Origin of the sequence: Lysinibacillus sp. BPa_S21, from assembly GCF_023337795.1 — a bacterium.
In the GTDB taxonomy this organism is placed as follows: Bacteria; Bacillota; Bacilli; order Bacillales_A; family Planococcaceae; genus Lysinibacillus.
In genome coordinates, this window is sequence record NZ_JALIRS010000008.1 from 170,577 (window position 1) to 183,427 (window position 12,851).

At 40.1% G+C, this 12,851-nt stretch carries 13 protein-coding genes; 9 read left to right on the forward strand and 4 right to left on the reverse strand.

The genetic code is table 11. From position 1 onward, the window contains the following. The first annotated feature begins 92 nt into the window (after positions 1–92). Positions 93–1,889 (forward strand): carbon starvation protein CstA, encoded by a 1,797-nt coding sequence (gene cstA, locus MOK21_RS16605; protein ID WP_249075099.1) that lies wholly within the window; start codon positions 93–95, stop codon positions 1,887–1,889. 69 nt (positions 1,890–1,958) lie between these two features. On the opposite strand, the gene MOK21_RS16610 is transcribed toward cstA, so the two are convergent. Next, the gene (locus tag MOK21_RS16610) at positions 1,959–2,150 is read right to left on the reverse strand and encodes a hypothetical protein (RefSeq protein ID WP_249075100.1); all 192 of its coding nucleotides are present in this window, start codon (positions 2,148–2,150) and stop codon (positions 1,959–1,961) included. Between the two features lie 353 nt (positions 2,151–2,503). Between MOK21_RS16610 and MOK21_RS16615 the strand changes: the two genes are divergently transcribed. Then, positions 2,504–2,833 carry a YuiB family protein gene (locus tag MOK21_RS16615; RefSeq protein ID WP_249075101.1) on the forward strand — a complete coding sequence of 110 codons (330 nt, stop codon included), beginning with the start codon at positions 2,504–2,506 and terminating at the stop codon, positions 2,831–2,833. A gap of 362 nt (positions 2,834–3,195) precedes the next feature. Here the strand turns inward: MOK21_RS16615 and MOK21_RS16620 are convergent, their stop codons facing one another. Then, positions 3,196–3,678, reverse strand: coding sequence for a divergent PAP2 family protein (locus tag MOK21_RS16620; protein WP_249075102.1), 483 nt, complete (start codon positions 3,676–3,678; stop codon positions 3,196–3,198). Between the two features lie 113 nt (positions 3,679–3,791). On the opposite strand from MOK21_RS16620, the gene MOK21_RS16625 reads away from it, so the two are divergent. The 5 genes from MOK21_RS16625 to MOK21_RS16645 all read left to right on the forward strand — a co-directional run bounded on the left by MOK21_RS16625 (position 3,792) and on the right by MOK21_RS16645 (position 7,502). Next, positions 3,792–5,300 (forward strand): leucyl aminopeptidase, encoded by a 1,509-nt coding sequence (locus MOK21_RS16625; protein ID WP_249075103.1) that lies wholly within the window; start codon positions 3,792–3,794, stop codon positions 5,298–5,300. 68 nt (positions 5,301–5,368) lie between these two features. Next, positions 5,369–5,581: a hypothetical protein gene (locus MOK21_RS16630; protein ID WP_249075104.1), complete on the forward strand. Its 213-nt coding sequence runs from the start codon at positions 5,369–5,371 to the stop codon at positions 5,579–5,581. 242 nt (positions 5,582–5,823) lie between these two features. Next, positions 5,824–6,600, forward strand: a complete 777-nt coding sequence (gene cobA / locus MOK21_RS16635) for a uroporphyrinogen-III C-methyltransferase (RefSeq protein ID WP_249075105.1) — start codon at positions 5,824–5,826, stop codon at positions 6,598–6,600. Positions 6,601–6,612: 12 nt separating this feature from the next. Further along, the gene (locus MOK21_RS16640; RefSeq protein WP_249075106.1) at positions 6,613–7,353 is read left to right on the forward strand and encodes a sirohydrochlorin chelatase; all 741 of its coding nucleotides are present in this window, start codon (positions 6,613–6,615) and stop codon (positions 7,351–7,353) included. Continuing rightward, the gene (locus tag MOK21_RS16645) at positions 7,353–7,502 is read left to right on the forward strand and encodes a YezD family protein (RefSeq protein WP_249075107.1); all 150 of its coding nucleotides are present in this window, start codon (positions 7,353–7,355) and stop codon (positions 7,500–7,502) included. The genes MOK21_RS16640 and MOK21_RS16645 overlap by 1 nt, the downstream gene beginning before the upstream one ends. Positions 7,503–7,504: 2 nt before the next feature. On the opposite strand, the gene MOK21_RS16650 is transcribed toward MOK21_RS16645, so the two are convergent. Further along, positions 7,505–7,672, reverse strand: coding sequence for a hypothetical protein (locus MOK21_RS16650; protein ID WP_249075108.1), 168 nt, complete (start codon positions 7,670–7,672; stop codon positions 7,505–7,507). Between the two features lie 193 nt (positions 7,673–7,865). On the opposite strand from MOK21_RS16650, the gene MOK21_RS16655 reads away from it, so the two are divergent. After that, the gene (locus MOK21_RS16655) at positions 7,866–9,653 is read left to right on the forward strand and encodes an assimilatory sulfite reductase (NADPH) flavoprotein subunit (RefSeq protein ID WP_249075109.1); all 1,788 of its coding nucleotides are present in this window, start codon (positions 7,866–7,868) and stop codon (positions 9,651–9,653) included. A gap of 231 nt (positions 9,654–9,884) precedes the next feature. Beyond that, positions 9,885–11,606: an assimilatory sulfite reductase (NADPH) hemoprotein subunit gene (gene cysI, locus MOK21_RS16660; protein WP_249075110.1), complete on the forward strand. Its 1,722-nt coding sequence runs from the start codon at positions 9,885–9,887 to the stop codon at positions 11,604–11,606. Positions 11,607–11,647: 41 nt separating this feature from the next. On the opposite strand, the gene MOK21_RS16665 is transcribed toward cysI, so the two are convergent. Then, the gene (locus MOK21_RS16665) at positions 11,648–12,718 is read right to left on the reverse strand and encodes a sulfate/molybdate ABC transporter ATP-binding protein (RefSeq protein WP_249075111.1); all 1,071 of its coding nucleotides are present in this window, start codon (positions 12,716–12,718) and stop codon (positions 11,648–11,650) included. Between the last annotated feature and the right edge of the window lie 133 nt (positions 12,719–12,851).

Consider the following 12,851-nt stretch of genomic DNA (forward strand, 5'->3'; position numbering starts at 1 on the left):
TTTCAACTTAAAATTCTGACATTTTGGTGAATTTTACGAATAATCGTTCAATTCATTTGCTATGATGTGGAAAAGGAAAAAGGAGTGATAAAATGAATGCTATTACTATTGTAATAGGTTCCATTTGTATACTGATGATTAGCTATCGTTTGTATGGCATATTTTTCACAAAGAAGGTACTTAAGATAAAAGATGATACGCCCACCCCAGCACACGCTATGGAGGATGGTAAAGACTATGTTCCGACGAATAAATGGGTGACATTTGGTCATCACTTTGCAGCGATTGCAGCGGCTGGACCGTTAGTTGGACCTATTTTAGCTGCACAATTTGGATATTTGCCGGGGCTCCTGTGGCTGTTAATTGGTGCAGTAATCGGTGGTGCAGTACATGATGCAGTAGTGTTATTCGCTTCTATGCGCCATGGCGGAAAGTCATTATCAGAGGTAATGAAGAAGGAATTAGGACCTGTTGCAGGATTCTGTACAGGCCTTGCCATGCTTTTCATTATAACAATTACAATGGCTGGGTTATCGATGGTTGTCCTTGGTGCGTTGGAACGAAATCCATGGGGAACTTTTGCGGTAGGGATTACGATTCCGATAGCGATGCTTGTCGGTATTGCTTATCGTAAAACAGGAAATCTACTTGTTACGTCTACAGTTGGCTTTATTTTGTTGATGATCGGTGTATTTATTGGACCGATGATTCAAGGAACAGCATTTGGTGATTTTTTAACGTTTGACCGTGATACTTTAGCTATTATTCTACCTATTTATGCATTCTTTGCGGCGGCATTACCTGTATGGCTCTTATTAGCGCCGCGTGATTATTTAAGTAGTTTCATGAAAATTGGCGTATTTATTGCGTTAATCATCGGGGTCTTTTTCGTGAACCCAGTCATTCAATTCCCACCAATTACAGAGTTTATTCATGGTGGTGGTCCAGTCATTGCTGGTCCAGTATGGCCATTCGTGTCCATCACAATTGCCTGTGGGGCTATTTCTGGCTTCCATGCTTTCGTAGGCTCTGGGACAACGCCGAAAATGATTGATCGTTGGGAAGATATTCGAATCGTTGGTTTTGGTGCGATGCTCGTAGAATCTTTAGTAGGTGTAATGGCTTTAATTGCAGCAACAGCCCTTCATCCTGCAGATTATTTTGCGATTAATTCAGCCCCGGCTGTCTTTGCTACATTAGGAATGGAGCCGGTTCATTTACAGGCATTAGCTGAAAGTATTGGGATGGATTTAGAAGGACGTACAGGTGGAGCTGTAACGTTAGCAGTTGGGATGACTGATATTTTCACAGGGATTCCTTGGTTTGCTGAATTGTCTTCTTACTTCTATCAATTCGTTATCATGTTTGAAGCGGTCTTTATTTTAACGGCTATTGATGCTGGTACACGTGTAGCACGCTACTTAATTCAAGATTTTGGCGGTAATGTCTACAAGCCGCTTAAGCGTACAAATTGGTTTCCAGGTACAATCTTTGCGAGTGCACTTGCATGCTTCATGTGGGGTTACTTATTGTATTCAGGTGATATCAGTTCGATTTGGGTCTTATTTGGCGTTTCGAATCAGTTAATGGCGACAATCGGTTTAGTTTGTGGCGTAACAATAGTATTAAAAGTTGCAGATAAACGAATCTACGCCTTAACATGCTTTATTCCATTAGCTTATTTATATATCACGGTAAATGTAGCAGGCTTTTGGATGATTAAAAATGTTTATTGGAATACAGCGGCAGCCGGTTACAATATGTTAAATGGTATATTGTCTGTCATTATGTTAGTTTTAGGCTTAATAATTGTCGTAGCGGCCTTTAAAAAGTGGGCAGAGCTTTGGAAGTCGCCAAGGTTTTTATTATCACAAACAGCTTCATCATGAAAAGCAAGAAACTATTGAAAATTAGTTGATTACTAGTTTTCAATAGTTTTTTCATTTCCAAAAATATTGTTAATGACCATAGCGTATGGTTGATTTCCGTTCCGACTGGGCGCTTTGTAGCTGACGCTTCGCTTTCGCTACAGAAAAAACATTTGCCGCTGACGCTTCGCTTTCGCGCAGAGCAGAGCTTCCTGGGGGCGTCCGATGAGCCACCTTTGTGGCTGCCGCTACGTTAGCACTACGCTTTCGCACAGAAAACATCCGCTGCGCTCCAGGGTCTCGGGCCAACACGATGTTGGTCACGAAGGCGTTATCACAGGATGTGATGATTTTAGCCTTCGTTCCTCTATCGCTGATCCCCAAGGAGTCGCCCAGTCTCCACTCCAATCAACTTATAGCATAGCAAACGTTAGTTACCCCAAAATTTTGGCGATATTTTTGCCGTTTCGCTTTTGTTTAAATAATACACCTTGCCATGAAGGGCGTCTATCTATAATGGTATATACTTAATGATTGTCCTAATTATGACGAACAAGCGAAATCAAGGATATGTTCATTGAAAGCGTTGTAGTTATCATGTAAACTAATGAGAGGAAAACGGAGGTTATACATACATGGATGGTCCAGTTTCATTAGTACAGTTAATCATTTCAATTTTGTTATTTTTCGTCATGTTCTTTGGTATTGGATTTTTATTAAATATGCTTTTGCGAATGACATGGTTAATGGCGATAGTGTATCCAATTGTTGTTATCTTTATTGTCGATGATGTAAGCTTTTTAGATTATATTTTCAAGCCAGGTTCCGCATTTCCAGCACTTTTAGATAAATTGCAAGCACTGCAATTTGTAGATATTGCAATTTTATCTGGTGGCTTCGCCGGTTCAATTGTTGCGGGAATTGTCATGATTTATTTACGTAAAAGTGGATATCGAATGTTTTAACTTCTTTCAGCAAAACAGCTGAAAGAAGTTAAAGCCTCCGGCGGATGTCATGGAATCGGAAAGGAGTTCACATAGGATGTTAGCCTAAGATCATCGCATCCATGCGATAACGGCTAACTGACCTGCATCACGCAGGCCTAAGCATAAAGCCGATCCCAGACGCAATTATGCCGAGGCATAATTGATCTTATTTCAGCGGATGTCTAAACATCTGCTGATTTTTTTGATTGTTTCCGATAAATCTAGAAAAGATTCCGATAAAATCACGAAAGATTCCGACAAACCTTGAATTGTTTCCAATAAATAACAAAAACCTTCCGACAAATAAAAAACACAACCTCGGCATGAGGATGTGTCTATTCTCACAATATAAACTGGTATGTGATGATGGCGATGAAAATGCCCGTTAATGCTCCAAAAAATACCTCGCTCCGTTTATGACCTAGCAATGTTTTTAGTTCTTCCATTTTCTCTTGCCCATCCATTTGCGGCCATTTTTTCAAATCATGGAGTAACTTTTCAAAGTCTTTACGCAGTTGATTTAGTACAGCTGCATGTTGGCCAGCCTGAAAACGTACCCCACTCGCATCATACATGACGATAAATGAAAACATAGCGGCTACAGCAAAAATGGGGGAATCTAATCCTGTTTCATAGGCAATAGAGGTTGTTAGACCTGTTACGGAAGCGGAGTGTGAACTAGGCATTCCTCCGGTGGAAGTAAATAATCCCCAGTTAATCTTTCTAGTCATTAAAAAATGAATAGGGATTTTTACAAACTGTGCAAATAGAACAGCAAAAAGGGCAACGAGTAAAGGGGTATTTTGAAATAAACTCATAATCATCACAACCTTCACTAATAATTGCTTTAATTATAACATTCATTATTTTCTAAAAGCCAAATATTACGTGTTTTCTGAAACTTAGGTATAATAGAATAATGAATGGAGGAATTTACATGCATATTGTAAAAGAGGCAAAAACATTTGAAACGATTTCTACTGAGATGTTAGTGGTAGGAGTCCCTAAACATCGTGAGCAAATGCAAAATTGGGCGAGCTTTTCAGCATTTTACGGAGAATCTCTTGATGCGTGGATTAGTGCAGGAGATATATCGACTGAGCTTAAAAAAATGACGAAATTACCATTCTGGAAGGACCACGCAAATCTTAAACGTATTTTATTTATTGGTTTAGATGAGCGTAAAAACTTAACAGAAGGTGATATTCGTGCAGCATTTGGATTGCTCGGCAAAGAACTAAGAGCCTTAAAAGTTAAAGAATATTCAATTTGGCTGGAGTCGTTCATGACAGAGTCGATTTCGGTAACAGATGTTGCATTTTTAGCTGGTGAAGGAACGGGTCTTGGTTATTATTCAATTCCCCATTACAAAACTACATCAAATGAAGTAGATAAACGTATTGACGCTGTTCATCTTGTGACTACTGCTGATGATTTAGATGAAGTGGTGGCAAGCTTTGATGTTGGCGCTATTTATGCGGATGCAGTAAATGAAGCACGAAGCTTAATTAATTTACCACCAAACTTACTGACAGCGACAGACTTAGCCAATTACGCAGAGTCCCTTGCAGTCGAGTATGATTTTGAAGTGGAAATTTTAGATAGAGCACAATTAGAGGAGCTCGGTATGGGCGGTATTTTATGTGTCAATCAAGGCTCCCATGAAGAACCTCGTTTAATAACATTAAAATATAAAGCGTCTGAAGACTTTGACGATCCAATTGGCCTTGTCGGCAAAGGGGTTACGTATGATACAGGTGGCTATTCTTTAAAGCCAAAAGATTCGATGGTAGGCATGAAGGGCGATATGGGCGGTGCGGCAGCAGTACTAGGCGCCATGAGAATTATCGGTGAATTACGTCCTAACAAGAATGTTGTTGCAGTTATTGGCTCTACCGATAATATGGTATCTGGCACAGCATTTAAGCCAGATGATGTTATTACTACATATAGTGGTAAAACGGTAGAAGTTTTAAATACCGATGCGGAAGGACGTTTAGTATTAGCAGATGCTACTACATACGCTAAACAACAAGGAGTGACTTCCCTGATCGATGTTGCTACATTAACAGGTGGAGTGATTACAGCACTAGGTATGGATAAAACTGGTGCCCTTTCAAATGATGATGAATTCTTTGCTGCTTTCATGGAAGCAGCCCAAGAAACGGATGAGTTTGTGTGGCGCATGCCTTTAACAGAAAATGATAAAAAGCGAATTCGTAAATCAGACGTTGCTGATTTAAATAACTCGCCTGGTCGTGATGGACATATGATATTTGGAGGGGGCTTCGTTGGGGAGTTTGTTGGTGATACACCATGGATTCACTTAGATATTGCAGGAACATCAGATGCGATGGCTATACATGACTTAGGCCCAAAAGGTGGTACAGGTGTAATGGTACGTACACTAGCTAATTTTGTGCAACGTTTAGGAGAAGAAAAATAGAATAGGCAATAGACATGTGATAAATGCATCCTCCTACATAAGATAGAGTAAAAAAAGGGAGGAAGCTTATGACATTTTTCGGAGGTTTTCCAGGAGGCTTTGGGCCAGTGGGTGGCCCGTTTTTCAGACCACCATTTTTCGGCCCACCATTTTTCGGCCCACCGTTTTTCGGACCGCCGTTTTTCGGCCCACCATTTTTCGGTCCACCGTTTTTCAGACCACCATTTTTCAGACCGGGTTTTAGACCAGGTCCACCATTTAGAGGTCCTCGTAGATTTTAATTTAAACAACATAGATTTCAAAAAAACCAGATGTCAGCAAGTGACACCTGGTTTTTTCTCATTAAATAAAGTGTTGACAAAATATACCGAATTATTTATTATTCTTATTACATTACTAAGAATTAAATACGTAGCTGACTAGTAAACTAGAGGCTCTTATTATTCGCAGGCATTACTTCTGCCTATGGATAATTTGAGCCTTTTTTTTATCTTTAAAGAAAGACGAAAGGGAGTGAAATCAAATGGGGAAAGTTTTTATAGTGGGGGCTGGACCTGGCGATGTGGATCTTATCACAGTAAAAGGATTACGTTGTATCGAATGTGCTGATGTCATCCTGTATGACAGACTCATTAATAAGACGCTACTGTCCTACGCTAAACGAGAGGCTAAGCTCATTTTTTGCGGTAAGCTACCTCAGCAGCACGCCATGATTCAAGAGCAAATCAATCAATCACTTGTCAGTTATGCACAGCAAGGATTGATCGTGACGAGATTAAAGGGAGGTGATCCATTCGTTTTTGGAAGGGGAGCTGAAGAAGCAGAGGTGCTAGCACAGCATAATATTCCATTTGAAATAGTGCCTGGCATCACTTCAGGGATAGCAGCACCGGCATATGCGGGAATTCCTGTGACACATCGTGACCTAGGCTCAAGTTTTGCAATGGTCACGGGGCATATGAAAGAGGGCAAGGATGATGGAATCCAATGGGAAAGTCTTGCAAAAGGGGTTGACACGATTGCTATTTATATGGGGGTCGGTAATCTTACCTATATCCGTCAGCAGTTGCTCAAGTATGGGCGAGATAAGGAAACCCCAATAGCACTCATCCATTGGGGTACATTTTCTCAACAAAAAACTGTCACGGGAACTTTAGCTAATATTGAAGAACTAGTCCAGCGAGAAAATATTCAAAATCCAAGCATAATTGTAGTAGGAAAAGTTGTTACTTTGAGAGAAACAATTCAATGGTTTGAACAAAACATTCCGCAGCCACAGTTAGCAGAAGTTTCTGTGTAAGGATGTGGATTCATGCAAGCCATTTTATATATCGCTCATGGAAGTAGAGTAAAGGCGGGAGTGGAGCAAGCCGTTACTTTTCTAAAGAGCGTACAACAAGAGGTTGAAATACCGATTCAAGAAATTAGTTTTTTAGAACTCGCGACGCCGACAATTGCTGAAGGTATAGCGAGCTGTATTAACCAAGGGGCTACAGCTATAGCCATCGTGCCTATTTTATTGCTCTCCGCTCAGCATGCAAAGCACGATATTCCAAATGAGATTGATAAAGCAAAACAACAGTACCCACAAGTGCGATTTACATACGGTGAACCACTTGGCGTCCATGAACTATTAATTGATACATTACAGACTAGAATTTTAGAAGCAAGGAGCCCGACTAACGATGCAAGTGTTTTACTTATAGGTCGTGGCAGTAGTGATCCTGCAGTAAAAAGTGATTTGGCCAAAATTGCAACAAGATTACGTGATAAATACGCTTATGAAGCTGTAGACACATGCTTTTTATATGGCACGGGTCCTACGTTTGAAGATTGGTTACAACAAGAGAAGAATAGGGACAATCAAGTATTTATAGTGCCGTATTTGTTGTTTACTGGGATTTTGCGCCAAAGCATAACAAGGCGATTACAAGATTATGACAATAAGAATGTTATTTTATGTGAAAGTTTAGGCTATGACGACAATGTAAGAGAAGTTTTAGTAGAACGTATTTATCAATTGTTAAAATTTACTAAGAAAGGTGTTTTGTAATGGTAGATAAAAGGTCTGAAAATGTAAATCTAGCATTAGATAATGTCCGTCAAATTTTAAATACTGTGAACCATGGATCGATTACATTGATTGTGCAAAATTCCTATGTGGTCCAAATAGAAAAGAAGGAAAAAATACGACTACGATAATTTTAATCATCGGGTGTCCAAACATCTGTACCTGTCGCTGCGCTTTCGGTACAAAAAACATCTGTACCTGTCGCTGCGCTTTCGGTACAAAAAACATCTGTACCTGTCGCTGCGCTTTCGGTACAAAAAACATCTGCACCTGTCGCTACCGCTATCGGTACAAAAAACATCCGCTTTAATAGAGGAACTCAGTCTAAGAACGCCACGTTCTGTGGCATTACCGAAATGACTGATATCGTGTCGGCCTAAGCGCAAAGCCGATTCCAGACACAATTTTGTAGAGGCTTAATTGATCTTTTTTCAGCAATCATTTTGTCAGACAAATTAACAAGGAAAATGAAACGAATATGTGAGGTGGCAAGGTTGAAACTGCAAGTAGTAAATAGTCCATTTAATAAGGAGCAGGTAAAGCTGTTAAATGAGCTGCTCCCTAAACTAACAGGAGAACAGAGAATTTGGTTAAACGGCTTTTTAAGTGCATCACTAGTAACTAGTGATCCTGTCGTTGAAGAAGTAACGCCGATAGTAAAAACAATCACCACAACAGTAACGATTTTATATGGTTCACAAACGGGCAATAGCCAGGGGTTAGCTGAAAAATATGCCTCAGCCTTGAAAGATAATGATGTAGACGTAACAATTTCGTCGTTAGCAACATTTAAACCAAATAATTTAAAAAAGGTAACTAATCTTTTACTCATTGTTAGCACACATGGGGAAGGGGAACCACCTGATCAAGCGATACAGTTCTATGAATTTTTGCATAGCAAACGTGCTCCTAAGTTAGAGCAGCTTCATTATTCAGTGCTAGCCTTAGGTGATAGCTCCTATGAATTTTTCTGTAAAACAGGAAAGGATTTTGATGAACAGTTTGCAAAGTTAGGAGCAACTCGAATCGTACCTCGTACAGATTGTGATGTAGATTATGATGTCCAGGCAGCACATTGGTTCTCAGCTGTTCAGCAGGAGTTGCTCCAACAGACGGATGTAGCTGATTTATCGACTACACAACATAAAACAGCACAAGGAGACACTACATATTCTCGTAAAAATCCGTTTTATGCTGAAGTACTTGAAAACATTAATTTAAACGGCAGAGGATCCAATAAAGAAACACGTCATATTGAATTATCCATCGAAGGTGCAAGTTTCTATTTCGAACCAGGAGATAGTATCGGTATTCTACCGGAAAATGATGAAAAACTAGTCGATGCTTTAATCACAGCATTACAGTTTGAGCCACAAACTGAGGTAAATGTCTTTGAAGAAACACTGCCATTAAAGGAAGTTTTGCAAAAAAAATTAGAAATTACAGTGTTGTCTAAGCCTTTGTTACAAAAAATTGGTGCCTATACAGTCCATCAGGAATTTAACAAGCTACTTGCCGACTCGGAATCCTGGAAGGACTATGCAAAAGGAAGAGATTTACTTGACGTTGTGGAAGACTTCGCACCATTTACATGGAATGCACAGCAATTTGTAGATTTACTACGTAAAATTCCAGCACGTTTATATTCGATTGCTAGTAGTCAAAGGGCAAATAGTGAAGAAGTTCATTTAACAATTGGGAAAGTAAGCTATGAGACAAATGGAAGGCAACGTCTTGGCGTTTGCTCTGGTAGCGTAGCAGAGCGTATTCAAATTGGTGACACATTACCTGTCTATGTTCATAAAAATCCGAACTTTAGATTACCAGAGCATGAGGACACACCGATTATTATGATTGGTGCTGGTACAGGCGTAGCCCCGTATCGTGCATTTTTGGAGGAGCGTGAGGAATTAGGCGTCGGAGGGAAAGCTTGGCTAATCTTTGGTGATCAACACTTTGTCACAGATTTTCTTTATCAAACAGATTTACAGCGTTGGCTTGCTTCAGGCACACTAAGTCAAATGCATGTCGCTTTCTCACGTGATACAGATAGAAAAATATATGTTCAACATAAAATTGAAGAAAATGCTGCTGCTTTCTATGAATGGCTAGAGCAAGGAGCTGTCATTTACGTCTGTGGTGATAAAAAATCAATGGCAGCTGATGTTGATGCAACAATACATCGCGTTATTGAACAACAGGGACAAAAAACGCCAGAGGAAGCGAAAGCCTTTGTCAATGAGCTTAAACAGCAGAAACGCTATCAACGTGACGTTTATTAACTTCTTTTAGCAAGTGTTTTGGTAGCGAAAGCAAAGCGATGAATGCAGTTTTAAGTCACTTTTCAGTGGGTGTCCAAACATCGGCTGAAATAGTGGAACTCAGTCTAGGAATGTCGTCCTGTGGCATTACCGATATGATCGACGTTGTGTAGGCCTTCACGCAGGCATAAGCCTTAAGCCATTCAGGACGCAATTATGACGAGGCATATTTGATTAAAGGAGCGAAAACAAATGACAGGGAAAATTATTTTACCTCCGCAACCAGGGAAACCTAGTGATGTAGAGCGTATTAAAAACGAAAGTAATTATCTACGTGGAACATTAGAGGCTACGATGAATAACCCATTAACTTCAGGTATTCCAGAGGATGATAATCGTCTAATGAAATTCCATGGTAGTTACTTACAAGACGACCGTGATCTTCGTAATGAACGTCAGCGTCAAAAGCTTGAGCCTGCCTATCAATTTATGGTACGGGTACGTACACCGGGTGGGGCGGCTACACCAGCACAATGGCTAGTAATGGATGAAATGGCGAGAAAATATGGTAATGGCTCCTTAAAATTAACGACACGTCAGGCATTTCAAGTGCATGGCATTTTAAAATGGAATGTTAAAAAATATATGCAGGAAATTAATGAAGTGTTATTAGATTCTCTTGCAGCCTGTGGAGATGTCAATCGTAATGTGATGTGTAATGTGAATCCAAACCAATCCGCATTACATGAAGAAATCTATAATTGGTCTGCCAAATTAAGTGAGCATTTACTACCTAGAACACGAGCTTATCATGAACTATGGCTAGATGGTGAAAAGGTAGTTGATAGTCAGGATGAAGAAGTTGAACCTATATACGGTGCGCAATATTTACCGCGTAAATTTAAAATTGGTATTGCGGTTCCGCCTAGTAATGATGTGGACGTATTCTCACAAGATATAGGGTTTATAGCAATTGTTGAGGAAGGTAAGCTAGTAGGCTTTAACGTTGCTGTTGGTGGAGGAATGGGCATGACACATGGCGATCATGAAACATACCCACAGCTGGCTCGCATTATTGGTTTTATCACACCTGATAAACTACTGGAAACAGCGGAGAAAATTATTACGATTCAGCGCGATTATGGGAATCGTTCGGTTCGTAAAAATGCACGTTTTAAATATACAATTGATGCAAGAGGACTTGAATGGTTTAACGAAGAACTAATGCGCCGTCTAGGTTGGAGTATTCAAGAGGCTCGACCATATACTTTTGATCGCACGGGTGATGAGTTTGGTTGGATTAAAGGTGCAGAAGGTCAATGGCATTATACATTATTTATTCAAAATGGACGTATTAAGGACTTTGAAAATTATGAGCTTTTAACAGGATTACGTGAAATTGCGAAGGTGCATACAGGTGATTTCCGCTTAACGCCAAACCAAAATTTAATGATTAGTAATGTAACGCCGCAAAAGAAGAAAAAAATTGCTGCTATTATTGAGCAATATAACCTCACAGATGGAGCACACTATTCTGCATTGCGCCGAAATTCAATTGCTTGCGTATCATTACCAACATGCGGTTTAGCCATGGCAGAAGCCGAGCGTTACCTGCCTTCTCTTATTACAAAAATAGAAACAATTATTGATGAAGCGGGCTTAAACGAAACAGAAATCGTTATCCGCATGTCAGGCTGTCCGAATGGTTGCTCACGTGCAGCAATGGCTGAGATTGGCTTTATCGGTAAAGGTCCTGGGAAATATAATATGTATTTAGGCGCAAGCTTTACTGGTGATCGTCTCAATAAAATATATCGTGAAAATATAGGCGAGGAGGAGATATTAGCAGAGCTTCGTCCAATCCTGCTCCACTATGCGAAGGAACGTCTAGAGGGAGAGCACTTCGGAGATTTTGTTATTCGTGCTAATTATGTAACAGCTGTGTACGACGGACGAGATTTTCATCATAAATAAAATAGTAGCCGTGTAGCAAAGAAATTTGCTACACGGCTTTTTTAAATGGAAAAATCTTCGGGGATAAAGACTTTTAATTGCTTTGGTTTGACAAATACATGGTCACCAATCTTAAGCTGAAGGTTAGTAAATTGTTCTTTAGTCAGTTCTGCCTCTAAAAATTCATCTATATCTTCACGACGTAATTCAATCTGCACGATAGGTCCGAGCAAGTGAATATGGCTTACTTTGACGGGGACGGTGCCAGGTATGTTAGTTTTCTCAATATGAATATCATGGGGGCGTACATAGCCTACTGCATGGTCCTCTGTATGTGTTTGTACGTCAGGTACATCAATCGCAAATTCACCATGCATGAGCTTACCATTATGTAACCGTCCTTTAAAGAGATTCACATTACCTAAAAAATCATAAACAAAAGGGCTCTTTGGATTTGTGTATACGTCGTCTGGGCTACCGATTTGCTCTATCTTGCCGTTGTTCATCACGACAATTCGGTCTGCAACATCAAGTGCCTCTTCCTGATCGTGTGTGACAAAAATACTTGTAATATGAAAATCATTGTGAAGCTTTCGTAGCCAACGACGCAATTCCTTGCGCACTTTAGCATCCAGTGCCCCAAAAGGTTCATCTAATAAAAGTACCTTGGGCTCCACGGCGAGGGCTCTAGCAAGTGCAACTCGCTGACGTTGCCCACCTGATAGTTGTGTTGGGTAGCGATCAGAAAAATTTTCTAGTTTGACCAGTTTGAGAAGCTCCATCACTTTGTTCTTTATTTCTAATTTAGATGGTCTTGTTTTACGAGGGCGTACTTTAAGACCGTAAGCGACATTATCAAAAACTGTCATATGGCGAAAAAGTGCATAATGCTGGAACACAAAGCCTACATTTCGCTCCTTTGGATGGCGATCTATCATCGATTGACCGTCAAATAAAATCTCCCCAACATCTGATGTTTCAAGTCCAGCAATAACACGTAGTAACGAAGTTTTGCCAGAACCAGATGGGCCAAGAAGAGCAACTAGTTCCCCAGATTGAATATGAAGAGAAACATCTTCTAAAGCTTGAAAGGAACCGAATGTTTTAGATACATTTTTAATTTGAATGCTCATGCTGACAATACCTCCTATCAATTATGCCTCGGCATAATTGCGTCCGGAATCGGCTTTGTGCATGCACAAAGAACTCCTTTCCGATTTCCGTGACATCCGCCGGAGGCTTTAACTTATTTCAGCAGATGTTTAT

Coding starts and splice junctions, on each gene's coding strand:
- cstA (WP_249075099.1), top strand. CDS start 93: ATGAATGCTATTACTATTGTAATAGGTTCCATTTGTATACTGATGATT.
- MOK21_RS16610 (WP_249075100.1), bottom strand. CDS start 2,150: ATGTTTTCTGTGCGAAAGCGTAGTGCTAACGTAGCGGCAGCCACAAAG.
- MOK21_RS16615 (WP_249075101.1), top strand. CDS start 2,504: ATGGATGGTCCAGTTTCATTAGTACAGTTAATCATTTCAATTTTGTTA.
- MOK21_RS16620 (WP_249075102.1), bottom strand. CDS start 3,678: ATGATTATGAGTTTATTTCAAAATACCCCTTTACTCGTTGCCCTTTTT.
- MOK21_RS16625 (WP_249075103.1), top strand. CDS start 3,792: ATGCATATTGTAAAAGAGGCAAAAACATTTGAAACGATTTCTACTGAG.
- MOK21_RS16630 (WP_249075104.1), top strand. CDS start 5,369: ATGACATTTTTCGGAGGTTTTCCAGGAGGCTTTGGGCCAGTGGGTGGC.
- cobA (WP_249075105.1), top strand. CDS start 5,824: ATGGGGAAAGTTTTTATAGTGGGGGCTGGACCTGGCGATGTGGATCTT.
- MOK21_RS16640 (WP_249075106.1), top strand. CDS start 6,613: ATGCAAGCCATTTTATATATCGCTCATGGAAGTAGAGTAAAGGCGGGA.
- MOK21_RS16645 (WP_249075107.1), top strand. CDS start 7,353: ATGGTAGATAAAAGGTCTGAAAATGTAAATCTAGCATTAGATAATGTC.
- MOK21_RS16650 (WP_249075108.1), bottom strand. CDS start 7,672: ATGTTTTTTGTACCGATAGCGGTAGCGACAGGTGCAGATGTTTTTTGT.
- cysI (WP_249075110.1), top strand. CDS start 9,885: ATGACAGGGAAAATTATTTTACCTCCGCAACCAGGGAAACCTAGTGAT.
- MOK21_RS16665 (WP_249075111.1), bottom strand. CDS start 12,718: ATGAGCATTCAAATTAAAAATGTATCTAAAACATTCGGTTCCTTTCAA.